The following is a 21,907-nucleotide window of genomic DNA, read 5'->3' on the forward strand; positions in this document are numbered from 1 at the left end:
AACGCCCCCAGCCGCACCTGATCAGACAATCCCACCCACGCGTGACCCATGCCCCGCCCAACGAGCACCGGCCCGTGCCGTCACCGCCTCATACCGAACTCCTTGACAGAGTCAAGCAACGGCATTGCCGGGCCACTCCACGCCACGCCGCCCCGTGGAGGAAGTGCTCGTCATCGAACCCTGACTGCCACGCTCGGCCGCAACACACCGCACACCCGGCCGTTCGCCCAGGTCCGCAAACCCAACGGGTTCAGAAAGGCCACGCCTTCCCAAGAGGGCTCTGGCACCGTCGTCACGGGCTGGCCGTCGTGGCTTGCTCTGGTCGACGGCACCGGCAGCGTGGCTGAGGCCGGTGGGGTGCGGCGAGGCATACGCGTGCGTGGTCGTTTGGTGCGCCCGCCGTCGTGGCTGACTGTCGTCGGCTGAGGAAACGGCGCGTCGAGGGTGCTGGCGGCCAGTCGGGCGCGGCAGAGCTGGGCCGTCCCCGGGCCGTCCGACGCCGCCCCACAGTGGCCAATGACGACCAACGACGACCACTCGGCGCGCAAGCCGACCGTCTCTGACCAGCAAAAACCCAGCTCAGGGCAAGAAGCCATCTCAGGTTGCGTCGCGTGGCGGATCCGGCAGGCTGTGCCACGCGTGACCCCACCCGCAGCTCTGGCTGCGTAAACCCCGCTGTCACTCGATCATGCAGCAGTCCCGATCAGCGGGGCCCGCATAGTAGACCGGCCACCGATCGCCCTTGCCAGCGCTTTACTTGGAGTCCGCTCCGTTGATCCAGGAAGGCTTAACGCCGGATTTACCTCGAATGAGCACCGCGTTCATATGCGCACAAAAGGATCCAAAGGTCGCATGCTCCCCTTGTTGAATCGCTGAGGATGCCCCCGCATGGACCACCAAGCCGACGCCCCCCAACCTGTACCTCGCGCCAACCCTGTCCGGGCCGTGCACTGCGAACGGTGCCTCGGGTGGGGAACCGTGGTTACGGGCGAGGGACTGCATAAACTCTGCCCGGCATGCCAACCAGAGGCGAATATGGATGAGCCAGTCGCGGGTCCGCCGGCCTGCCCGTGGGCTTAGCTGATGCCTGTCGGATCCGAGGTTGCGCCGCTGACAGTGGGCGGCCAATGGCCTGCGCGTGATGCACCACTGTTTCCGCAGGTCAGACCGCTTCCTTGTTCGGCTTGGCCGCTTCCCCAGACTTATGTACTGGAGGCAAGACACTCCACGGGAAGTTGATCCACTCATCGGTCCGCTTCCACACGTACTCGCACTTCACGAGCGAATGCGACTTCTCGTAGATCACCGAGCTGCGGACCTCGGCGACTGTGTCGAGGCAGAAGTCCCGCACCAGCTTGAGCGTCTTGCCGGTGTCGGCGACGTCGTCGGTGATCAGCACCTTCTTGTCGGAGAAGTCGATGACATTGGGGACGGGCGCGAGCATGACGGGCATCTCGAGGGTGGTCCCCACGCCGGCGTAGAACTCGACGTTCACGAGGTGGAGGTTCTTGCAGTCGAGGGCGTAGGCGAGCCCCCCGGCGACGAAGACGCCGCCACGGGCGATGGAGAGCACGATGTCGGGCTCGTACCCGTCGTCCGCGATGGTCTGCGCGAGCTCGCGCACGGCGACGCCGAACGCCTCGTAGGTCAGGTTCTCCCGTACGCCGCTCATCCCTGAGCTCACACCTGCGTCCGGTGGAAGTTCAGGTAGGACCGGGAGGCGGTCGGCCCTCGCTGCCCCTGGTAACGCGACCCGTACCGCTCGCTGCCGTACGGGAACTCGGCCGGCGAGCTGAGCCGGAACATGCACAGCTGCCCGATCTTCATGCCGGGCCACAGCTTGATCGGCAGCGTGGCGAGGTTGGACAGCTCCAGGGTCACGTGCCCGGAAAATCCGGGGTCGATGAACCCGGCGGTGGAGTGGGTCACGAGCCCGAGCCGCCCGAGGGAACTCTTGCCCTCCAGGCGGGAGGCGAGGTCGTCGGGAAGCGTGATGCCCTCGTACGTCGAGGCGAGCACGAACTCCCCGGGGTGCAGGATGAACGGCTCGTCGCCCTCGGGCTCGACGAGCCGGGTGAGATCCACCTGCTCGATCGAGGGATCGATGTGCGGGTACCGGTGATTCTCGAACACCCGGAAGAAGCGGTCGAGGCGCACGTCGATACTGGACGGCTGCACCATGGATTCGTCGTAGGGATCGATCCGTACCCGCCCGGCGTCGATCTCGGCCCGGATGTCCTTGTCTGAGAGAAGCACGCCCCGAGGATACGCAAGGCGCGCGGACCGACCACCATCGGACGGCCCACGCGCCTGCGCTGCTCCCATGTCGCTCCTGCTGTCGCTACCGCTTCTCCAGGGAGACCGGCACCACACTGCGGAGCCGGGCACACCGTGGACACCGGACGAGCCGGCCCGGGCCGAGCCGCTCGGCCTGCTGCATCGGGAACGAAGCGGTACTGAACACGTGCCCATCGGCACAGCGGACGACGGTGCGCTCCATCAAGTCCCAGAGTCCCTTCCCCAAGAGCCGCGTCCGGCTGCTGCTCGCCTGACGCCAAATGCCACATTACGGGATCAAAGGAACGACTCTCCAGGCGGCACTCCGGCCCCACCCGGACCCTCTCCCACGCCCCCACCGTACGCCCCAACTCCGGTCCCCCGCAGCCGCATCGCTCCCCGGAAACGCACCCGAGCCCCTTGGCTTCAGCGCCGGGGGCCCGGCATGAGGTACAGTGACCAGGCGTTCCGACACCGACACGGTCGGCGTCTTACGCGGGTGTAGTTTAATGGTAGAACATCAGCTTCCCAAGCTGAGAGCGCGAGTTCGATTCTCGTCACCCGCTCCATGTGAAACCCCCAGGTCGTGGACCCGGGGGTTCTTTGTTGTCTAGACCGGTGGGCGGGGCGCGCACCACATCCGCACCATAAGGCCCTGGCTAGCTGCCGGTGGGCTTCTCCTCGTGGTGCGCGCGGTTGCCGGTGTGGTGCTTCGCACGCTCCGCGCGGACCATGTCGTCGAGCCCGGCCGCAACGTCACGTTGCCGCTCGTCGTCGGAGTGCTGATAGATCAGCGCCGCCTTCTCTGATGACTGGCCGGCGCGGACCATCGTGTCCTTCAGCGTGGCACCCGATCGGGTTGAGAGCGTGTGTCCGGTGTGACGAAGGTCGTAGAAGCGGAAGCCGTCCGGGAGGCCCGCGACGGTACGGGCACGTCGCCACTTCCGCCCGAAGGAGGTACGACGGAAGGGAGCTCCCTTCTCGCCGACGAAAACCAAGCCGTCAGGCCCCTTCTCCGCGAACCAGGCGAGGTGCTGCTTCACCTCCTTGTGCAGGAAGGCCGGGAGCACGACAGCGCGGACACCCGCATCGGACTTGGTCTCACCGGGCGCGCGTTTGCCGTTGGTCCGCTCGGGTTCGGCGACACGGACGCGGATCACCATGGTGTCCGGGTCGACGTCCCGGCGCCGAAGGCCGGCCAGTTCCTCGGGCCGCATCGGACCGTAGGCGCCCAGGTAGACCATGAGCCGCCAGCGGATACCGATTGCGTCGGCGAGAGCATCGACCTGGGCGACGGTGGCGATGCGCCGCTCAGCGGCAGACTCCTTGCCCGCTCCGTTGATCCGGCAAGGGTTCCGGCTGATCAAGTCATCGTCGACGGCCGTCTCAAGGATGCCCTTGAGGAGGCGGTACGCCTTGGCGACGGTCGTCTTGGCCTCGGTGAGGCGGAGCCGCTCAGCACGCCATTCACGGACGCGAGGCGCGGTGATCTCGTCCAGGTCGAGCGTGCCGAAGGTCGGAAGGATGTGCAGTCGGAGGAGATGCTTGTACAAGTCCTCGGTTCGAACGGCCAACTCCCGCTCCTCGACCCACTTCTCAGCGTAGATGCGGAAGTTGACCGCCCCCGCGTCGGGAGCGCGCCAGTCACCACGGCTGAGATCCGCCTCAACCTGGGACAGCCAGATCTCTGCATCCTTCTTTGTCTCGAAGGTCTCGTCCGCGCGGATGCGCTCGCCGTCCGGCCCGAGGTACGAAGCTGTCCAACTGCCGGACCGGTACTGCCTCACCGCGCCGAAGCGCCGCCGCCGCCCCTTCTTGTTGGCCATCAGGCAACCCTCCGAAGTCCGGCACGGCGGAACCGGATCGGCTCGACCGTGCGCGACGCGATGAACTCCGCGACCGCGCTCTCGGGGATGCGGACGTGCCGACCGACCTTCACGTATCGGATGCGCCGTTCCTCGATCAGGCGCCGGGGGAAGCGGGCGGTCGTGCCGAGCAGCTCGGCGACCTGGTCGACGGACAGGTAGCGGTCGGTCATGGCGTCGGTTCTCCTTCCGTTCCGGGGGCGGGTTCGAGGGATGCGGCGAGCCAGGCTTCGGCAGTGCTGAGGCCGGTTCCGGCGAAGACCCAGTGGGCGAGGACCAGCGTGGTTTCGCCGTCCTGCGGGGCTGGCGGGGCGGTCTGGGCACGGCGCCATTCGGCGCGGGCGGAGCGGAGCGCGCCGAGGGTGGTGGAGTAGCGGCGGGATTTGGTGGAGAAGTGACCGCGGAAGCCGAGCATGTGGGCCCAGGCACGCAGGCGGAGGTGTACGAGGTCCTTGCTTGCGCCGAGGGTCCAGGCGGTACGGATGAGGCGCCGGGCGTGGTCGGTGATCCGGGCCTGCGCCAACTCGGCGAGGAAGCGGATCGGGCGGTCCAGGGTGCCGGTCGCCGTCTCGGCGCCTTTGGTGGCGTACTTGGCGATGTACGCGGCTACTGCCCGCTCGCTCAGCTCCTGGCCGCCGTCGAAGTCGGCGGAGCGAATCGGGCGGACGTCGAGCTGACGGCCGAAGACGAAGGTGTGTGCCCTGTCGTCGATCTCCGGTCCGTCGACGCGGGCCGCGGTGGCAGCGGCTCGGATGGCATCGGTGAGCAGCTCGGCGGACGCCCACGGCGGGGGCGCGGTGGGTCCGCCTTCAGGGCCGTCGACGCGGATGACGGCGTGAAAGTGCACGGCGCCCCGCCTCTGATACTCCGCGACCTTCGCGAAGGAGATCCGCGCGTGATCGCGGAAGGAGCGTTGAGTGAGGCCGGCACGCTTGGCGACCTCACGGCGCAGGTAGATCGAGAAGCGCCGCCAGAGAGCTCCCGCGTGCGCGTTCCACAACACGGCCGCTTCGTAGTCGTACGTGTCCGGGTCGAGCGGTGTGCCCAAAGCAGGGTCCTGCTCGTCATGGCGGATGCCACAGCGGCAGGTCCGGCCGCCGGAGAGGCGGTTGTGCACAGGCCCGAAGCTCGGGGCGGTGAACGTGGCGAAGACGCGAGGGTGGGTCGCGACCTGTTCCGAGGTGCCCTTGCCGCCCCGGAGTCCGGCAGTGATGAGGTGATAGGTGTCGCGACGGTAGGTCTCGGCACAGGCCGGACAGCGGGTGGCGCGGCGATTGTTGCAGGCGACCAGGAGCTGACCGGCGGGCAGATTGGCGGCGTCCAGGTGATGCAAGACTCGGCCGATCTCGCCGGTTGCCGTGTCGACCGCGTACTCAGTGCGATGGCCGTCGAGGCGGACGGGGTGCGTGCAGCCGCCCAGGCCGGAGAGTTGGCGGGCCAGCTCGGGCATGGTGCCCAGCGAGGCCAGCATGGAGAGTTCCGCCAGTGGGGGCGGAGTCTGCCGGGTGATGATGAGACGTCCTTTCGGCTGTTTCTGCGGTTGGGAGGGGCGGCCCCCGGGGCGGCGGGATGCTTGGCGGCGTTGTTGCCGCCCCGGTGGCCGGTCAGCGCCTGTTGGCGTTGGTCACGAGGGAGCGCAGGACGACGGCGGCGATGGCCACGGACACGGCCGTGACAGCGACCGCGGCCAGGAGGGCGGTGAGGACGATGCCGACGACGATCACGGCGGCGACCGCGCCCACGTAGGGGGTGAGCGGGCGGCCGGCCGACGGCATCGGAGCCTGCACCTGGTGCTGTGTGGTGAGGGTCGTGGGCATGTGCGGGGTGTCGGGCAGCTGAGGGCGGAACAACACGGCGTACCTCCTTGTCACTTGTCGGTGCCGTTGACGACGCCGACCCCGGTGCGGGTGCCGGTCTCGATGGCAGGGGCGAGGAAGGTGTGGGAGAGCCAGAAGCCGAACAGCGCGATCACGACGGCGACCCAGAGGCGGACGCCGAGGAACTTGATCGCGGCCCAGGCGATAACGCCCAGGACGAAGACGAGCGGGAGCGAGACGGTCACGGACTCTCCTCAGCGGACGCGGCAGCGGTGGGTGCGGGCGGCGAGCTCGGCGGCGGCGCGGCTGTCGTAGTCGGCGGAGAAGCCGCAGCGCGGAGCCGTACATACGGCGGCGTGCTTCTCGCGGCCCCGGCTGTCGTAGTACGTGCCGACCTGGACGGGGCCGATGCGGACGACCCGGCGGAAGCGGGGGTTGGCGGGCATCAGGGCAGCTCCTTCGAGTCCGGGTGGTTCTCGCCGGTGAAGTCGGCGACGTGGTCGAGCAGCCACCGCCGGATCTCCCGGCCCTCGACTGAGTCGGCGGTGAGGATCACGGGTTCGGCGATGAGCATTGCTTCGGTGAGGCGGTTCTGGCGGGTCAGCTCGGCGGCGCGGTTGAGCGCGCGGAGCGTGGACGGACGCATGGGCGGAAGTTCTCCTGGGTTCAGGTGAGTTGGGCGGCGATGGCTTCGGCGAGCGGCAGCGGGACGCCGAGCCGGGCGCGGAGGGTCGGGGTGTTGATAGGGGTCCCGGTCCGGGCGCGGTGGTCGTCGGCGACCTTGCGGGCGTGTGCGACGAGGGCGGGCGGGACGGGAGTGGCAGAGGGGAGAGCCGGAGCGGGTGCCGGCTCTGCGGCTGGCGGTTCGGGTGTCAGAGCCGCCTCTTTGGGCTCTTCCGGTGCGCCGTGGGCAAGGAGCGTTCCGCCGAGGAAGGCCACGGCGGGCCAACCGGCAACGAGGATGCGCAACCAGGCCGGTACGGCGTCCAGGTCGAGTAGTCCGGCGGTCGCGACGTTGGCGCCGAGCGAGGCGGTCAGCGCGACGAGGAACCAGCACCACCCGGCCGCTTTCGACCCGCCGGAGCGCAGTCGCCGCCAGGCCGCCACCAACAGCAGGTCGACGGAGACCGGGTAGGCCCACGCCTTCCAGCCGTGCTGCCCGGCGGCCGAGGCGAGGTCGTGCAGGTGGGCGAAGGACAGCGCGGCGGCGATGGCTGCTTGGATCAGTACCGGGTCGACTCGGATGCGGAGCACGGACATTGCTCAGCGCTCCCGAGCCTCGTCGGCGGCGACGCGAGCGGCATGGGCGACGTCGGCCGCCTCCTTGTCGCCGGGCATGGTGTCGGCGATGCGCTCAAGCAGATCGGCTTTGCGATCGGCCAACCCGGCCGGACAGCCACCGATAGTGCAGAGGGCCTTGAGGTCCGCGAGAAAGGCGGTGATCTCGTCGAGCGTGGGGCGAGGGGGCATAGGGCGTCCCGTCCTTTCGGCCGGTTTTGGGCATGGCACGGGTAGGGATTTGGCGCGGGACGGCCGCGCCGTCCGTTGGATCCGGTGCGGCTACTCGGTGACCGGTCGGGGAGCAACCGCCGGCGCGGATGCCTCCACGGGCACGGGCGGGACATGAGGCCGGAACGGAGCGAGGGCCGGAACATCCGGTGCGAGGTGTGCCGACGCACGGCAGGTGGCCGCAGCATCAGCGAGGGACAGGTACGGGGTACGGATGCGGGACCAGCCGCCGGAGGTGTCACCGACGACGGCCAGACCAGGCAGCTCAGGGGCGATGGAACAGGCCGCGGAGACCGCTTCGGGCGCGATATCGCCGAGGGCCATCTTCGCGGAGGCCTCGTCATTGACGCGGTGGCAGACGCGGCCGGTGAGCTGAGCCCGCAGCATGGTCGCGCCTTTGCCGAGTTCGGCGCCGAAGCGCTGCCCGCACACTTCCAGGTAGATGCCGGCCGCACGGCCGAGCTGGGCGAGGCGGATGAGGTGGGTCACCATCTCATCGCGCCGTTCCTCGTCCTTGCGCGAGGCGACGAGGAAGAGTTCGGCCACTTCGTCGACGAACAGGATGATGGGAGGGGGGCGTTCACTCTCGGGCAGCCCCCACACATCCGAGGTGATCTCCTCGTCCGGGGTGCCGGGAGCGATGCCCTGACGGGCCTTGATCAGGTCATATCGGTCCTCCATTTCCTTGACCAGGACCGGCAGCAGCTCGGCGGCCTCTGCCGGGTCGGTCGCCAGCGCGGAGAGTCTCGAGGCGAACGGCGCCAGCTCGACTCCGCGCTTACAGTCGACGCCAACCAGGGCGACAGGTTGGGCCGCGAGGCCGGAGATTAGGTGTCGCAGGTACATGGACTTGCCGGACAGCGTGGCGCCGAGAACAAGTTCATGCGGTACGGCGCGGTAGTCGCGGGCGAACGCGGTCGCGTCCTCCCGCAGGGCCACCGGCACACGAAGAAGCCCGCTGTCGAAACGGCGCGGCATGCGCACCCTGCGTAAGACGTCGTAGCCGACGAGCCGAAGTTCGACGACACCAGGCTTGACGTCCCGCACGTACACGGCGTGAACGCCCCAAGCGTGCCGCAGCCGTTCGGCCGAGGCCGCCACGTCCATCGGTTCCTGCCCGGGGGCCAGCCTCAGCCGCATCCGGAGCCCGGTCGAGGTGGGCCGGATCATCCCTCGACGAGGGGGAACCGGCCGCACCTCACGGCGAGTGGTGGCCCTGACGGCCAGGGCCCGCCAGCGGGACGGCTCGACAGTGAGCCCACAGGCGTCCATGGTCGAGGAGTACGAGGCCAACAGCCGGGCCGCCGAGAGAGGCAACCCGACCGTGGACCAGTAGGCCGCCGGGTGGGCGTGCCGGGCGTAGGCCGCACCGCCTATCGCAGCGAGCGGTCCGCCCAGCTCTGCCAACGTCACCAGGTTGGTCACGTCGATCAGCCCGCCTGAGCCATCTGGAACTCACCGGGCATGACGGCGGTAGCGCGGTAGGCGATGCCGTGTCGCTGCTGCCCGTTGAACACGCTCTGCCAGGGACGGGCAACGAGCCCGGGCAGCGAGACCGGGGCGCCAACGGCCAGGCCGTCAGTTACACCGCTCTCGGGGATGGTGACCTGGATCAGCGACGACTCGCCTTCGTCGATGTAGACGACGCCGACGGTCATCAGCGCCTCACCGCTCACGGTGTCCTTGGCGATCTCGCCGGTCTGCCGGTCGCGCACCTTCGGCGCCGGCGCTTCGGTGAGCAGGATCGTGGCGGTCGAGGCGTCAATACGGATCACACGCACAGAGGTTTCTCCTTCTGAGGTCGATCAACCTGTCACCTGACAAGTTGACTTAGCAAGTTCGAAGTTAGGGATGCCAAGTTGACTTGTCAAGTCGGAACCAAGGAGGAACTGGCCCTGGAACGGCCTCAGTTCAGACGGTAGGTGTCTTCGAGTTCCTGCCGATCGGCAGGAAGTAGCACGTCAGAGACTTGCAGCGCCTGACCGGCGGCATCGCGCGCGACCACCAGGACGCTCAGCACGGGTACACCGTCCGGGAGCTCCAGGAGCTCGGCCTCACCGCGCTCGGGCAGCCGAGCGGAGACACGTTCCGTCACGTGGTCGAAGCGAACCTTCCTCCGTGCCTCAAGGTGAGCACGGGTACCGCCGCTCAAGGGGGCGGCACTCTCCAGTTGCGTACCCTCGACCATGCCGGCAGGGAAGTACGAAGAGACAAGCTCGACAGGTTCGCCGTTGTCCTCGATCAGGAACCGGCGCATGAGGACCTTGGCGCGCTTCGACAGTCCGAGCAGGGAGGCGACGCGCGCCGGAACGGGGACCTGACGGACCTCGACCAACCGCCCCGGGGCCTGAGACTCGTCACGCGCGAGGACTTCACTCCCCCGACGGTCCTTCTGCTCGACGACCGCCGGCCGCCCGCGCACGATCGTGCCGTACCCCTGACGGGACTCAAGCCAGCCGTCACGCTTCAGCAACTCCAGCGCCCGGACGACGGTCGGGCGGGACATTCCGAAGGACTGCACGAGTTGGTTCTCACTGGGCACGCGGGTGCCGGGCGCGTACGTGCCGTCCTCGATGCGCTGCTGAATGGTCTGAGCGAGGCGAACGTACTTCGGTGCCTCCACTTCATACGCCATGAACGCCGCCGCCTGTCGAGATTGGCCAAGTCAACTGGTCAACCAGACTAGCGACGAATTCGCCGACGCAGTACCAACGGAGAGTATTGCCGTCACAACGGCCAGGCATCGGCGACCACGAAGGAGACCACCGTCCCGCCGAAACGACTGGGCCCGGAGTGCCAGGACTCGGCGATGGAGTCGACGAGCAGCAGCCCGCGCCCGTGCGCGTCGTTGGCGTCCGGCTTCCGCAGCCGCACGTTCGCGGGGAAGCCGGGGTTGTGCACTTCGACCTTGAGCGAGGTCTCCTCCCGGAACCACTCCACCCGCACGACCCACGGCTCATCAGCCTGCCCATAGCGGATCGCGTTGGTCACGAGCTCCGAGATCATCAGCACGCAGTCCTCGACCGAGCAAGCCGGGTTGTACGGAGCAATGAACTTCCGGAACCAGCGCCGGGCCCGAGGGACGGACTCCGGGGCCGGATGTAAGGTCATCGCTCCGAGCCGCGGGGAGTCCTCAGAGGGGTAGCGGTCGATCGTGTAAGCCATCCGCACTCACTCCTTGCCGCTGCCGTCACAGTCGAGGCAGCGCCGCTTCGACGTGGCACGAGTGCGGTCAGCGGCAGCGGCGAGCGCCAGGGACGTACGCGAGCTGACACGCTTCCAGCCACGCCCCCGGCAACCCCGGCAAGGTAAGTGCGCTCCCTGGTCCTGCCGCTGACTCGTCACTCCGTGCCCCCTTCCGATCAAGTGGCCTTAGCCACTTACTGGATAGTGGCATTAGCCACTCGCAACGCGCAAGCAGTTCGCCGAAGTGACGAACCATCAGGTGAGCGGATACCCCTGCTCGAACGCCCAGCGATGCGGCGGGTAGGTGGCCTCGGCAAACTCCAACGGCCGGTCCTGGAGATCAAAGACGACGTGATGCACGATCAGCACCGCAGACTCCGGCTCAAGCTGGAGGTCCGCCGCCTCCTCGCCGGTCGCCGGCCGGGCGCACATGCGGTCTTCGGCGTAACTTCCCTGCCGCCCCGTCATGTTCTCCACGTACATCAGGGTGCCCTCTTGGATCCGTTCCGGCTCCAGGAGCTTGGGCGCACGCTGCCCCACCTCCGGCGCGAACCATGAGGTGGACAGCGTGATGGGCCCGTCCTGGTTGTTGGTAACCCGTCGGCGATGCACAGCCCGACGGTCCCTCACCAGGCCCAACGCCTCAGCAACGTGATCCGGCGCGTCCATCCACCCAGCCGACGTGATCACCGCGTACTCGCCGGATGTGTAGATCTTCCCGGTCTGCCGGGCCCGCCCGTACAACTCCCGTGCCCGCCGGTTCACTTCGAGACTCCGCACGTACGTGCCGGACCCCTGCCGTTTCTCGACAAGCCCCTGATGGCTCAGCGCCTCCAACGACCGCGCCGCAGTCGGCCTGGACACCTTCCAGTCCGCCGCCAACTGCCGCTCCGAGGGAACTTCGTCCCCCGGCCGCAAGTCGCCCCGAAGGATCTGATCGCGGATGAAGTGCGCGATCTGGAGATACTTCGGCTGAGCCTCCTCAATCTGAGGCATGTCTCCTCCTTGCCCAAGTGGCCATAGCCTCTAGCCACTATAGGGTGAGTGGTCAAGGACCGACCCCGTACTCTTGAGCCCATGACGCGGTTGATCGTCGCAGCAGGAGGAGGGGGCGACGCAGTCGCCGCCGCAATGCTTCACGCCGCCCTCTACGGCGACGACGACCAGGCGGTGATCCTCACGTACGCGTGGGACCGCTTGCTGATCGACCCCGTACCGGGCCCTCGAGGAGCCGACAACTTCACCGGCCTCGAACCGATCACCCCCGTCGTGTGGAAGGTGCCGGCGCAGGCCCATCCGATCCCTCCGGCAGGTTCGACCCTCCCCCGACTCGCGGCAGAGCTCCCGCACACGTTCGCGCTGATCGACCCGAGGCAGGGCGCCGAAGGTGTGACACATCAGGTCGAAGACCTGGTCACCCACTTGCAGCCGACCTCAATCGATCTCCTGGACGTCGGCGGCGACGTGTTGGCCCGAGGCGACGAACCAACGCTGAAGAGCCCACTCGCCGACTCCCTGACACTGGCAGCGTGCGGCCAAGTCAACGCGCCGATCCGCCTGTTGGTCGCTGGTCCCGGCCTGGACGGCGAACTGACGCACGAGGACCTGCGAGGCATGCTCGGCCCAGTCGTCCACACCTTCACGGCGAAGGACGTGGAGCCGGTCAGCGCGGTCCTGGAGTGGCACCCCTCGGAGGCAACCGGAATGCTCGCAGCCACCGCCCGAGGCGTACGCGGTACGTGCGAAGTCCGAGACGCCGACCTTCCCATCCCCCTCACCAACGAGAGCCCAACGGTCCACGAGGTCGACTTGGACGAGGCCCTGAGCCGCAACGAGTTGGCCCGCGCCATCATGTCGACCACCACCCTGGACGAGGTGGAGGCACTGAGCCGCGAAGTCTGCGGCTTCTCCGAAATCGACTACGAGCGCAACAAGGCCCTCTGGCTCAAGGAGCAACAGCCGACGAAGCTCGACGCCGATTCGGTCCTTGCCCAACTCGACCAGTTCGAGGCGGAGGCACGAGGCCGCGGAGTCACGCACACGACGTTCCGCCACCTCACCGAGGTCCTGAACCTCGACGGCTCACAGCGCGATGAGCTGCGCCGACTACTCATCAACAACCAACCGGATCAGTACGCCGCTCCGTTGTGGAGCCTCAACCAATGAGCGCCTACGGCAGCGATCCGGACCTCAACGTGCAGGACGTCACCGGCAACGGCACCGAGGTCGACGTTGCCACCAATCTGCTGAACGGCGACATCAGGCTCTCGATTCTGTGGACCCAAGAGATCCTCTTGTCCGCCGATGCAGCCGAGCAGGTGGCCGAAGCCCTTCGACGAGCCGCAGCACAGTCCCGGAGCATCACAGCCGCCCCAAGCGCCGACTGAGTAACAACCTTCTTCACGGGTTCAAGGCGGCTCGCTCCGCTCACCGCGCGCGGCCCGGCCCCCGGCCGGGCCTGCGCTCCTAATGGCGCGGTAAGACGTTGGGCGGTGTCTCATGCCGAACGTCTTGGGCGAGTCGGCATGTGGTGATCCGTAATCGCTCCTGAGGCCTGACCTCTCAAGACAGAGCCGGCCCCACGTGCCTGCTCGCCCATGTGCAGCATCGCGGGGGGGGGGGGGGGGGGGGGGGGGGGGGGGGGGTGGGTGGGGGGGGGGGGGGGGGGCCGCCCCCCCCCCCCCCCCCCCAGCCCCCCCCCCCCCCCCCCCCCCCCCCCCACCCCCGCTCGCGCACAAGCAGCGGCATCGTTGGCTCTCGTGGTCCAAGCCGCCGCCAGGGAACACCTCTCACCGCTCGGCGAACGCCCCCAGTTCCGCAGCTGACCGAGACCCCTGGCGGCCGCTGGGATTGCGAACGGCTAATCGGATGACGGGCCCGTGAGCCCTGCCATTAGGGAGACGCGCAACCCCGCACGGCGACCACCACACCACCGGCACCCACCCAAGGACACCCCTATGACCAGCGTGTTCTGCGGCATCGACTGGGCCACCGACCACCATGACATCGCGCTGCTCGACGAAGCCGGCACCCTCCTGGACAAACTCCGCATCGACGACACCCCAGTCGGCCTGAGCCAGCTCCTTCAACTGCTGGCCCAACACGGCGACAGCCCAGATCACCCGATCCCCGTCGCCATCGAGACCTCTCACGGCCTCCTGGTCGCCTGCTTACGCGCCACCGGCAGACCGATCTACGTGATTAACCCGCTCACCGCCGCCCGCTACCGCGACCGCTACGCACTCAGCCGCAAGAAGTCCGACCACCTCGACGCCAAGGTCCTGGCCAACATCCTGCGCACCGACCCCGCCGAACACCGCCCCCTGCCCGCGGACAGCCACCTTGCCCAGGCCATCACCGTCCTGGCCCGAGCCCAGCAGGACGCCGTCTGGGACCGCGTCCAGACCGGCAACCGTCTCCGCTCCCACCTGCGGCAGTACTTCCCGGGCGTCCTCACCGTCTTCAAGCACTTCCGCGAAGGCCTCGCCTCACCCGTCACCCGCACCCTGCTCGCCACGGCCCCTACTCCCACCCAGGCCGCCCAGCTCACCCGCCCCCAGCTCCGGGCGATCCTCAAAAGGGCCGGACGCCAACGCGAGATCACCGGCGAAGTCGAACGCCTCCACACGCTGCTGCGTGAACCCCAAATGCAGCAACCACCTCTGGTCGAGCAGGCCATGGGCACCAAAACCCTTGCCCTGCTGCGGCAGTTCGACGCCGCCTGCACCAGCGCCGACGAGCTCGAAGCCGCCACCACCGCCGCCTTCACCACCCACCCAGACGCCGAGATCATCACCAGCTTCCCCGGCCTCGGCGCACTCACCGGCGCCCGCATCCTGGCCGAACTCGGCGACGACCACACCCGCTTCCCCACCGCCCGCGCACTCAAGGCCTACGCCGGGTCAGCCCCCATCACCAGATCCTCCGGACGCAAGACCACCGTCCTGGCCCGGCACATCAAGAACCAGCGACTCGCCTCAGCCGGCTACATCTGGGCCTTCGCTGCCCTGACCGCATCCCCTGGAGCACGAGCCCACTACGACCGCCGCCGCGCAGTAGAAGAACGACACGTCGCCGCCCAACGCAACCTCTTCAACCGCCTACTCGGCTGCCTCCACCACTGCCTCACCCGTCGCACTCCCTACGACGAGCGGATCGCGTTCCCCGACACGGCTTGACTGATCAACCGCATCGGATGTCTGTCTCCGCCCCGCTTCAGCCCGGCCGGCGCCCGTGCCGCGCTCAAAGCATGCACCCGCCTGACGTCAGAGAAGGGGTACGTCGTGGCTGGGGGCTCCACGGCTTTAGCCACCTCCCCGATCCGGGTCCCGCGTCGAGCAAGACCAGGGGGCCACTCGTGCTAATTGCGGTCAGGCCCAAAGCCTGCCCGAGTTGCCAACCAGCGTACGGCCCCCTGATCATGCTCGACCCCAGACCGGGCAGGCCACCGACCAAACCCGTTCCGCCTTAAGTAGGCTTAGGCACACCACAACTGTGGCAGCATCAGGGCCTGGATGGGCATGGTCTGTCTCGACAGACAGGGGACTGCAGTGTCAGATGTTGGACAACAAATGATGGCAGTAGTTCGGGAGATAGACGCAGCACTCCGGGATCCCGACGCCTCTCGTACAACCACTGGCCAGGACACCGCGCATGGGGTAGATATCTCACTCCTGAGCCTGCTCGCATCAGAACCGTTCGGCCCTCGCCTGGTTCTCGAAAGGTTGATCGCAGATGCACATCAGGATTGAAGCCGAATCTCGTAGAGGCCTCCGGATCATCGGAGAAATTCCGAACATCTCCCTCTGTCGAATCGAGGGCTACAATGGCATCGGCAAAACAAACGCCATTAAACTTCTGAGGCTATGCACAGGCGACCAACCTTTTGTTGAAAATGATCACTCATGGAGAACTTTCCGTAATCAATTGAAGAGCGCGCGTGTCGCAATTACGGGCCTGCATGGCGCGCAAGAAATCACATGGACGATCGATCCTAGCCTCTGGCCCGAAACTGCGGAACCTCTGGGTGACTTGATCGGAGGTATCCGAATTGACGGGCAACCTGCTCGACCACGTGATGTATCACCACTTCTCAGCGTGCATCATGTCATGGCCGCCGATACACCTGTTTCCGTTCTCACGGAAAGAATCAACACTGCCCAGAAGCACATTCAGGGATGGGACTCGGAGGTCGGAAGGCAACGCCAGGAAGAAATCGAACTACTACTAGGAGAGCTGCAAAACAAAATCACGGAGTGCACACCGTCACAACTGTCACGAGACCTATCCATCACAACCGAGGCCGAAAAACTTGCAAAGAGCCTAGCCGATCAATTGAAAACGGCTCGGGAGCGCATCAAGCTGCTGGATAGGGCGGTGGAAGTTTCCGCTCAACTCACGCAGGTTCGAGGGCGCGGGCCCGAAATGGACCAAAAGATTCAAGAACTAGCCAGACGCCTTGAGAATCTTGATGAACAGCGGCGAGAGCTAGATAATCAAATAAAGAACGCAAGCGCACAAAAGCACAATAACGAAAAGGCAGAGAAAGAGTTCGAGAACGCTCAAAGGCACCTCGTGCGCCAAGACAAGGCGTTTCGAACAATGCGCAGCCACCTTCAACATCTTGCTGCCGCTGCTGGCGTAGACCCCTCTGAGGATGCTCTCGCCGCCGCCAAGCGGGAAGCAAGCCAGCATCTGAATAGCTTGCTGGAGCAGCAGCCTCGTATCAACGCCACTCCCATATTGGTGAATCTCCTCAACAGTCTGACATCTAGCCTCGAATCCGCGGAGGAAGAAGGCCTTGGCAACACGGTCCTAATCGACTCCGGCGAGAAGGGTTCAGGCTGGACTGTGGCCGCATTGAAGGAGGCATTTCAGCATCAAGCGCAAGTCCTCAGCGAGATGGCTCCCTCAGCCGACGCCGAACAACTGGCGGAAGAGATCGAGGCCACGCGAGGCCGGCTGGGAACAATCGCGCAGACCGAAACTGCTTTGAGAGATCTTGAAACGGGACAAACAGCACTCGCCAAGGCCGAAGGCCGCCTCCTCAAAGCAACAAAGAGTCTCCCGGAACAAACGGCGCGCAACCTTGAAGATTTGATGCTAAACCGCACCGCCCTGGACCAAGAAACTCGTACTGTTCAAGGCGACCACGCAAGGCTATCTCATACACGAGAACTACTCGGCGGTGGGAAAACCGAGGATGCCCTTGCGGCGGAGTTGGTGCAGCTATGTCGCAAAGCCAATGTAGAGGTCGCCCGCCTTAGAGGGCTTCGCGAAAAAGAGCAAGCAGAATTGGAAGAGTTGACTCGTCGAGAAGCGCAAGCCTCCCAGCAAGCGGCTCTCGCTCGCCGTACGTCACAGGGCCGCCTTTCCAAGGTGACATCGACGGCGCATTTCCTGAGTCAGGATTCCGAAATTTCTTGGCTTAGGCAGGCAGTACCGCAAATTGGGAGGCTGCCGGATCTCAGTCCCGCCGACCAGGCGGAGGTACTGACAGACGTAGCCGCCGTAATCGACAGAGCACGTGATTCGTTGGCTTCCACCTATTCATCACTCCGCGGAATGGAGACGGCACTGGGGCGGTTGGGTTCGCGTATTCGTCAGCCTAACGGGCGGACAGGCACGGAGACCGATTCCGACAGGGCTGCCAAACTGTGGCTGGCAGATGAAGTTCGCCAGTGGTTCGAGAGTGAAGTCGTTAGAGCCGCACTTTTCAATGGCGGCCGTGACGTCAGGCTGGATCCTGACAGCTTGCAGCTTTCGTGGACGGCAGAAGACGGCCAGACCAATGAACGTCCGCTCGCAGCATTCTCAAGTGGACAACAAGCGTTCGCTTACACTCAGGCACAGGTTGCACGTCTCGACCGGGATGAGAATGCTGCTTCTAACCGGCTCATAGCACTCGATGAGTTCGGCTCATTCATTGATGCCAAGAACATGTCAGCACTTGCGTCCTACCTCCAGGCGCGCCAGGTCCAGGCTCCCAACGATCAAGTCCTTGTAATCCTCCCTCTTGAGATTTCTCCCGCCATGGCGTCATCCAACGGAAGCACAAACGAACGGGTCAACGCGCTCAGGGAGCGCGGATATTTCGCAGAGGCCTTTCAACTATGAGTACGACGGTTCAACGGGTATTCGGAGTTCCTGCAATCTTGGCGGGCGCCGAATGCGTGGCGTTGATTAGCGATCTGACCCAGCTCTGGCATCTTACATACGGCGCGCCTCCGGGAGAGCTAGATTCCGATCTAGCCCTATGTAAAAGGTTCTTCGATCCTCTGGCACGTGGGCATTCTTTGCGAGATCGTCTGGCGAAACTGCCCCCCACGCCGGCCGAGCTGCAACAGCGCGCCAATCAGTACGGGGAACCGATTGCTGTGCAAGCAGGGGATAAGACTCTACTGGTGGGCATCGAAGCGCGACTAATGTTGGCGCTTTTGGAAAGCCAGTATGCCGGCGAGGACCATCTCATTCTCACAGTGTCAGATATCGCCACAGCGGAACGTCGAGCCATGCAGATATACAGGACATGGGCGATGGCACGGTTGAGTCAGGTAGTTGCCCTGAGACGAGGTCAAGGAAGCGAAGTAATGCAAGCGATCGCTGTGGGCGTCGTGATTGCACTTCTCGTCAACAGGTCAGATACCAAAGATAGGGCCGTCATCAGGGGAGACCACTCGACAGCTGACGGCCAGCAGGTGGATAGCGCGATTTTCGCGGGAGCGGAGGCATTCGCTGCTGAAGTATCCCGAAATCGCAGCAGCCGGGCAACAGGAGAGCAACGTTTGAAGGGAGGATATGCTCTCAGTGAAGCGCGCCGACGATTGGCTGACCATCTCGTCGTCACCCCTGATGGCAATAATGGAGGCGAGCTCCTCTACATTCCCGCTGAGCATAGACGGGACGTCGTCGAATTCCTTGGACGAGATCTCGCTAGGCGGCCAAGGCTGACACAATCGGTTCTTGCCTCAGCATTTGATTTGCTGGTTGCCGCCTATCGGGGCGCAGCTGGCCAGCTGGCACATCGCGGAATGGTTTTTGAGCGCTCAACCGACACACGCTCTCTCAAAGATGACCTAATCCAAGAATTCTTGAAAGGGCAACGCTCGTCTCTGTAGGATAGTGGCAGCCATAGTGGCGCTCTTCCTCAACGGTTTGTGCGGAAACGTGAAGAGGGCGCGCCACCTGTCATTCGCGGCGAAGCAATACGAAACGTTCTGCGAGCTGTACGTTGTGCCTAGTAGCATTGCCCGCCCACCGTTTCCCCCGGTGTCGAAGAATTACATCCTTTTCTAGCGTGAAACCTAGTTGCGCCCCCAATTTTGCCATCAGCCCAGGCGTATCAACGTAGACCCCGTATGGCGCGCTGTCACCCACGAGCAGGACCGCCGGTGCACCCGGGACCAGCACAGAGGCAAGGTTTCCCAAAATACGCGCGATCGCCACAAAGTAATCCGGAAGTACGCGGTCATACTCCTTACCTCGGGCCCTGTTCCCTCTCTCCTTTTGTAGCTGGTCGGCAAGTTCGCTAATCTGAGCCCCTACCGCACCATATTCTTGCAGCGAGATTCTAGCGTCGCGTGCAGCACCGACGCTGCTTTGTTGAGTAGTGGCCGTCAGCATGTCAGAACGTACCTCAGCGCACATTTGAGACCAGCTGGTCACGTCGCCCCAGAAATACAGTTCGAGTCGCGTCGCGTCAGCATAATCAAAGTTATTCAGATATGGCGGTGACGTGACACACCCGTGCGCAGAGCCATTACCTATATCGCTCCAGTTCTCGGACTCTGCAGAGTCGCCTTGCTTAACCCGGCATGTCAACGATGCAGATTTATACTTCTCAAGGTCTCGAATATCGTCGGCCATCCATGCGACGCGCTGCAGGAAACGAGAAACCGGGTCGGCGAATGTCGGCTGTCGCTGAGTCCCGGGCCTTTGATATGGCCAACCGACACGAACCGAGGCAACGTCCCGTAGTGTAGCCAGCAATGCCCATTTCAAATACAAATACCACTCCTGATCCTGTTTCGCTCGAATCAAATCACGCAAACTCACCAGAAGGGCGAGCGTTTCGGGATCAAAGCTACGAAGCGTCAAGTCCGCTTCGCCACTGATATCGACTCGCATTTTAGTTGTAGCTTGTTGTGCGAGTTCGCGCGCAGTTACGAGGAGTTCACTCGGATCCCTGGGAGAACGACGAAGCTTCAGAGCCGCAAGCTCAGCTATCAGTGGATGGGCTTCAACTCCGAAGAAGGAGTGACCAGCTCGTCTGGCGGCCGTACCTGTAACGCCGGAACCGGTGAAGGGATCAACTACAAGTCCTGCGGTGGGCAGCTGCAACTCACCTAGGAGCAAAGAGGCGTAGTCAGAGGCGAAGCCCGCGGGATAGCGAAACCATCGATCGAACGGTTCACTTCGACTAGTGCCATGTCGGCGTCCTCGTCCTGAGCTGGGCTCGTGCACCTGTTGCTCTTCCTGAAGGACCACGCCTTCCGGCACTGGCCTGTGGCTATCATTCGTCAACACTCGCCCATTGCACCACGGCGACGGGCCTCACCACCACGGTGATGCGGCATGAGTTCATCCACCAGCAAGGATGGTGCCGAGCACGACACTTCGTGCCTGCCAACCAGGCTCCCTGTAGTACTCCACAACATCCGGCCGTGCACCCAAGACAGGCGCGATCGCACGGTCGGCTGGCGCCTCCAGGTCGGCCAACCACTCGAGGCTGCGCCGGCGTTGCTCCTGGTCCTGCCAGTGGACGTCCGCGGCGAAGAAATCTGCCGCAAGGTCTTGGGCGTGTCCAAGGTTGTTGTCACTGACCAACGCCTGCAAGACGGTATGCAAGAAGGCCAGCGGCGTACTTACATACTCCTTGTCTCGATCCCCCCAAGAGTCATTGACAAGGTGTCTTGCCAAGACGCTGGCCAACAAGGCGGCCCGCTCAGGATCAGACTGGCTCCAGGAACGCGTCGGTCCGGTGGGTATCTGGGCAAAGTAGTCGAAATAAAGGCTAGTGTCGTCTTGATGTGCATCAACCAGCCGTACCAGCGCCTCTAGGCTTCCCTCCTGCCCAAGAACGACGCCTTCCAATAGCCTACTGGCCTTAGTCGGAACCGGCTCATCACGGTCGATAAGGACTGCCTGCACCATTCGACGCAACTCTGACATGCTCTGCGTTCTCATTTGCAGATCCTGCTGGGTACAAGCATTAACAAATGGTCGCCAGTGAAGGAACTCTGCATCAGGGAGTAGCCGCACCCCACTTCTGGGCGTTGTTCCCGTAAGGTACCAAGCGGCAACACGCCCGAGACTGTACACATCTGCCGCTGGCGTGGCCTTGCGTGGGTCCGTGCTCAGCTCAGGCGCGTCGAAGCCTGGAGTACCCATCCCTTGGCCGGTGCGAGTGAGAATCCGAGAGGCTTCGTCCGGCGGGCGACGGACCATTCCCCAATCAGCCACCACCCATCGGTACTTAGCACCGCTCTGACCAGGAAGGGCGAGAATGTTCGGCGGTGAAATATCACGATGAACTAGGCCGAGTTGATGTGCGACATCTAGGGCTTCTCCGATAGCGAGGAGAATCGATGCCAGTTCTTCCTCGTCCGGTCCTTGGCGAAGGCCTTCAAGGTTATCAATCGCGAGAGGCATTGTGTACCACGTAAAGCCCGGGTCGTGATCCAGGATTGGCATAATATTGGGGTGAGCCAGCCGCTTCTGATCCTGAATCTCGCGTCTAATTCTATCTCGGGCATCTTGGCGGTTATAGGACCGCTTGAGCGCTACCTCTTCGTGTGTTTCCTTGTGCGCAGCACGAAATACCTGCGCGTAGCTGCCATGTCCCAGAGTCCGAGCGTCGAGACGATATCTGTCCTGCGCCTTGATGCTGATGTTGGACTCGTCTTCCATGACGACCCATCCCCCCTTAACCGGGTCAACTAGGCGCATGCTACTGGACCTTGGCACGCGAGCGATCTGCCTTGCTCGGTGATCCCGGGGGGCTTCGAGGCCATGAGTAGGTAGACCCCCGCACCCCGCTCACAGCGTGAGCACGTGTTGAGCCAATGTGAAGAGGTCTGCATCCGCCCACAGTTACTCGCTCCCGATCAGCTTCCCAAGCTGAGAGGTGTGAGGCGCCCCGAAGTTCTCGGACAGCGGTCCCCATAGGATCGAAGTCCAGAACGGCGGAGAGAGCACGTGGCACAGAAGCGTAGGAAGTTCAGTCCTGAGTTTCGGGACGAGGCGGTGAAGATG

23 protein-coding genes and 1 tRNA gene are annotated in these 21,907 nt (G+C 64.7%); 6 read left to right on the forward strand and 18 right to left on the reverse strand.

The genetic code is table 11. The annotated features are described in order from the left end of the window. Nucleotides 1-1,162: 1,162 nt before the first annotated feature. Nucleotides 1,163-1,672 (reverse strand): phosphoribosyltransferase, encoded by a 510-nt coding sequence (locus F7R91_RS40420; RefSeq protein WP_150958693.1) that lies wholly within the window; start codon nt 1,670-1,672, stop codon nt 1,163-1,165. An 8-nt stretch (nt 1,673-1,680) separates the two neighbouring features. Then, nucleotides 1,681-2,256: a dCTP deaminase gene (gene dcd / locus F7R91_RS40425; RefSeq protein ID WP_150958695.1), complete on the reverse strand. Its 576-nt coding sequence runs from the start codon at nt 2,254-2,256 to the stop codon at nt 1,681-1,683. Between the two features lie 516 nt (nt 2,257-2,772). Here dcd and F7R91_RS40430 point away from each other — a divergent pair. Next, nucleotides 2,773-2,846: transfer RNA gene (locus F7R91_RS40430), tRNA-Gly, on the forward strand. A gap of 90 nt (nt 2,847-2,936) precedes the next feature. On the opposite strand, the gene F7R91_RS40435 is transcribed toward F7R91_RS40430, so the two are convergent. From F7R91_RS40435 to F7R91_RS40500, 14 genes are all read right to left on the reverse strand, one after another. Continuing rightward, a complete protein-coding gene (locus F7R91_RS40435) occupies nt 2,937-4,103 on the reverse strand; it encodes a tyrosine-type recombinase/integrase (RefSeq protein ID WP_150958697.1) in 1,167 nt (388 codons plus the stop codon). Beyond that, a complete protein-coding gene (locus tag F7R91_RS40440; RefSeq protein ID WP_150958699.1) occupies nt 4,103-4,315 on the reverse strand; it encodes an excisionase family DNA-binding protein in 213 nt (70 codons plus the stop codon). The genes F7R91_RS40435 and F7R91_RS40440 overlap by 1 nt, the downstream gene beginning before the upstream one ends. After that, nucleotides 4,312-5,613 (reverse strand): replication initiator, encoded by a 1,302-nt coding sequence (locus F7R91_RS40445; RefSeq protein ID WP_150958701.1) that lies wholly within the window; start codon nt 5,611-5,613, stop codon nt 4,312-4,314. Before F7R91_RS40445 ends, F7R91_RS40440 begins: the two co-directional genes overlap by 4 nt. Nucleotides 5,614-5,746: 133 nt before the next feature. After that, complete coding sequence (locus F7R91_RS40450; RefSeq protein WP_150958725.1) at nt 5,747-5,992, reverse strand: SpdD protein; 246 nt, start codon at nt 5,990-5,992, stop codon at nt 5,747-5,749. Nucleotides 5,993-6,009: 17 nt separating this feature from the next. Beyond that, entirely contained in the window at nt 6,010-6,204 is a 195-nt protein-coding gene (locus F7R91_RS40455; RefSeq protein ID WP_067240896.1) for a hypothetical protein, read from the reverse strand. A 9-nt stretch (nt 6,205-6,213) separates the two neighbouring features. Next, the gene (locus F7R91_RS40460) at nt 6,214-6,405 is read right to left on the reverse strand and encodes a mobile element transfer protein (protein ID WP_150958702.1); all 192 of its coding nucleotides are present in this window, start codon (nt 6,403-6,405) and stop codon (nt 6,214-6,216) included. Beyond that, nucleotides 6,405-6,605, reverse strand: a complete 201-nt coding sequence (locus tag F7R91_RS40465; RefSeq protein WP_150958704.1) for a hypothetical protein — start codon at nt 6,603-6,605, stop codon at nt 6,405-6,407. Before F7R91_RS40465 ends, F7R91_RS40460 begins: the two co-directional genes overlap by 1 nt. 20 nt (nt 6,606-6,625) lie before the next feature. Continuing rightward, on the reverse strand, nt 6,626-7,219 hold the full coding sequence (locus F7R91_RS40470) for a DUF2637 domain-containing protein (protein WP_150958706.1): 594 nt from the start codon (nt 7,217-7,219) through the stop codon (nt 6,626-6,628). A gap of 3 nt (nt 7,220-7,222) precedes the next feature. Beyond that, nucleotides 7,223-7,429, reverse strand: a complete 207-nt coding sequence (locus tag F7R91_RS40475) for a hypothetical protein (RefSeq protein WP_150958708.1) — start codon at nt 7,427-7,429, stop codon at nt 7,223-7,225. A 90-nt stretch (nt 7,430-7,519) separates the two neighbouring features. Next, nucleotides 7,520-8,893 carry an FtsK/SpoIIIE domain-containing protein gene (locus F7R91_RS40480; protein WP_150958710.1) on the reverse strand — a complete coding sequence of 458 codons (1,374 nt, stop codon included), beginning with the start codon at nt 8,891-8,893 and terminating at the stop codon, nt 7,520-7,522. Nucleotides 8,894-8,898: 5 nt separating this feature from the next. Then, nucleotides 8,899-9,249: an SCO3933 family regulatory protein gene (locus F7R91_RS40485; protein WP_150958712.1), complete on the reverse strand. Its 351-nt coding sequence runs from the start codon at nt 9,247-9,249 to the stop codon at nt 8,899-8,901. 125 nt (nt 9,250-9,374) lie between these two features. Continuing rightward, on the reverse strand, nt 9,375-10,103 hold the full coding sequence (locus F7R91_RS40490) for a GntR family transcriptional regulator (protein WP_150958713.1): 729 nt from the start codon (nt 10,101-10,103) through the stop codon (nt 9,375-9,377). Between the two features lie 92 nt (nt 10,104-10,195). Further along, on the reverse strand, nt 10,196-10,633 hold the full coding sequence (locus F7R91_RS40495; protein ID WP_150958714.1) for an ATP-binding protein: 438 nt from the start codon (nt 10,631-10,633) through the stop codon (nt 10,196-10,198). A 276-nt stretch (nt 10,634-10,909) separates the two neighbouring features. Continuing rightward, complete coding sequence (locus F7R91_RS40500; protein WP_150958715.1) at nt 10,910-11,650, reverse strand: GntR family transcriptional regulator; 741 nt, start codon at nt 11,648-11,650, stop codon at nt 10,910-10,912. Nucleotides 11,651-11,731: 81 nt separating this feature from the next. Between F7R91_RS40500 and F7R91_RS40505 the strand changes: the two genes are divergently transcribed. The 5 genes from F7R91_RS40505 to F7R91_RS40530 all read left to right on the forward strand — a co-directional run bounded on the left by F7R91_RS40505 (nt 11,732) and on the right by F7R91_RS40530 (nt 18,771). Continuing rightward, nucleotides 11,732-12,820, forward strand: coding sequence for a DUF1152 domain-containing protein (locus F7R91_RS40505; protein WP_150958716.1), 1,089 nt, complete (start codon nt 11,732-11,734; stop codon nt 12,818-12,820). Beyond that, nucleotides 12,817-13,041 carry a hypothetical protein gene (locus F7R91_RS40510; protein ID WP_150958717.1) on the forward strand — a complete coding sequence of 75 codons (225 nt, stop codon included), beginning with the start codon at nt 12,817-12,819 and terminating at the stop codon, nt 13,039-13,041. Before F7R91_RS40505 ends, F7R91_RS40510 begins: the two co-directional genes overlap by 4 nt. Before the next feature lie 570 nt (nt 13,042-13,611). Next, nucleotides 13,612-14,832, forward strand: coding sequence for an IS110 family RNA-guided transposase (locus tag F7R91_RS40520; RefSeq protein WP_150958719.1), 1,221 nt, complete (start codon nt 13,612-13,614; stop codon nt 14,830-14,832). A 556-nt stretch (nt 14,833-15,388) separates the two neighbouring features. Next, nucleotides 15,389-17,770 carry a coiled-coil domain-containing protein gene (locus F7R91_RS40525; protein ID WP_150958720.1) on the forward strand — a complete coding sequence of 794 codons (2,382 nt, stop codon included), beginning with the start codon at nt 15,389-15,391 and terminating at the stop codon, nt 17,768-17,770. Beyond that, nucleotides 17,767-18,771, forward strand: a complete 1,005-nt coding sequence (locus F7R91_RS40530) for a hypothetical protein (protein WP_191971873.1) — start codon at nt 17,767-17,769, stop codon at nt 18,769-18,771. The genes F7R91_RS40525 and F7R91_RS40530 overlap by 4 nt, the downstream gene beginning before the upstream one ends. A gap of 70 nt (nt 18,772-18,841) precedes the next feature. On the opposite strand, the gene F7R91_RS40535 is transcribed toward F7R91_RS40530, so the two are convergent. Both F7R91_RS40535 and F7R91_RS40540 read right to left on the reverse strand, forming a co-directional pair. Then, the gene (locus tag F7R91_RS40535) at nt 18,842-20,179 is read right to left on the reverse strand and encodes a DNA methyltransferase (protein ID WP_150958722.1); all 1,338 of its coding nucleotides are present in this window, start codon (nt 20,177-20,179) and stop codon (nt 18,842-18,844) included. 54 nt (nt 20,180-20,233) lie between these two features. Then, nucleotides 20,234-21,562, reverse strand: coding sequence for a serine/threonine-protein kinase (locus F7R91_RS40540; RefSeq protein WP_191971875.1), 1,329 nt, complete (start codon nt 21,560-21,562; stop codon nt 20,234-20,236). Nucleotides 21,563-21,907 lie beyond the last annotated feature (345 nt).

Source organism: Streptomyces luteolifulvus (assembly GCF_008806595.1).
Taxonomy (GTDB): domain Bacteria; phylum Actinomycetota; class Actinomycetes; order Streptomycetales; family Streptomycetaceae; genus Streptomyces; species Streptomyces luteolifulvus.

What these genes read in the sequence shown, in the direction of transcription:
- F7R91_RS40420 (WP_150958693.1), bottom strand. Translation starts at nt 1,672, where the DNA reads ATGAGCGGCGTACGGGAGAACCTGACCTACGAGGCGTTCGGCGTCGCC.
- F7R91_RS40435 (WP_150958697.1), bottom strand. Translation starts at nt 4,103, where the DNA reads ATGGCCAACAAGAAGGGGCGGCGGCGGCGCTTCGGCGCGGTGAGGCAG.
- F7R91_RS40440 (WP_150958699.1), bottom strand. Translation starts at nt 4,315, where the DNA reads ATGACCGACCGCTACCTGTCCGTCGACCAGGTCGCCGAGCTGCTCGGC.
- F7R91_RS40445 (WP_150958701.1), bottom strand. Translation starts at nt 5,613, where the DNA reads ATGCTGGCCTCGCTGGGCACCATGCCCGAGCTGGCCCGCCAACTCTCC.
- F7R91_RS40460 (WP_150958702.1), bottom strand. Translation starts at nt 6,405, where the DNA reads ATGCCCGCCAACCCCCGCTTCCGCCGGGTCGTCCGCATCGGCCCCGTC.
- F7R91_RS40465 (WP_150958704.1), bottom strand. Translation starts at nt 6,605, where the DNA reads ATGCGTCCGTCCACGCTCCGCGCGCTCAACCGCGCCGCCGAGCTGACC.
- F7R91_RS40470 (WP_150958706.1), bottom strand. Translation starts at nt 7,219, where the DNA reads ATGTCCGTGCTCCGCATCCGAGTCGACCCGGTACTGATCCAAGCAGCC.
- F7R91_RS40475 (WP_150958708.1), bottom strand. Translation starts at nt 7,429, where the DNA reads ATGCCCCCTCGCCCCACGCTCGACGAGATCACCGCCTTTCTCGCGGAC.
- F7R91_RS40490 (WP_150958713.1), bottom strand. Translation starts at nt 10,103, where the DNA reads ATGGCGTATGAAGTGGAGGCACCGAAGTACGTTCGCCTCGCTCAGACC.
- F7R91_RS40495 (WP_150958714.1), bottom strand. Translation starts at nt 10,633, where the DNA reads ATGGCTTACACGATCGACCGCTACCCCTCTGAGGACTCCCCGCGGCTC.
- F7R91_RS40500 (WP_150958715.1), bottom strand. Translation starts at nt 11,650, where the DNA reads ATGCCTCAGATTGAGGAGGCTCAGCCGAAGTATCTCCAGATCGCGCAC.
- F7R91_RS40505 (WP_150958716.1), top strand. Translation starts at nt 11,732, where the DNA reads ATGACGCGGTTGATCGTCGCAGCAGGAGGAGGGGGCGACGCAGTCGCC.
- F7R91_RS40510 (WP_150958717.1), top strand. Translation starts at nt 12,817, where the DNA reads ATGAGCGCCTACGGCAGCGATCCGGACCTCAACGTGCAGGACGTCACC.
- F7R91_RS40520 (WP_150958719.1), top strand. Translation starts at nt 13,612, where the DNA reads ATGACCAGCGTGTTCTGCGGCATCGACTGGGCCACCGACCACCATGAC.
- F7R91_RS40525 (WP_150958720.1), top strand. Translation starts at nt 15,389, where the DNA reads ATGCACATCAGGATTGAAGCCGAATCTCGTAGAGGCCTCCGGATCATC.
- F7R91_RS40530 (WP_191971873.1), top strand. Translation starts at nt 17,767, where the DNA reads ATGAGTACGACGGTTCAACGGGTATTCGGAGTTCCTGCAATCTTGGCG.
- F7R91_RS40540 (WP_191971875.1), bottom strand. Translation starts at nt 21,562, where the DNA reads ATGGAAGACGAGTCCAACATCAGCATCAAGGCGCAGGACAGATATCGT.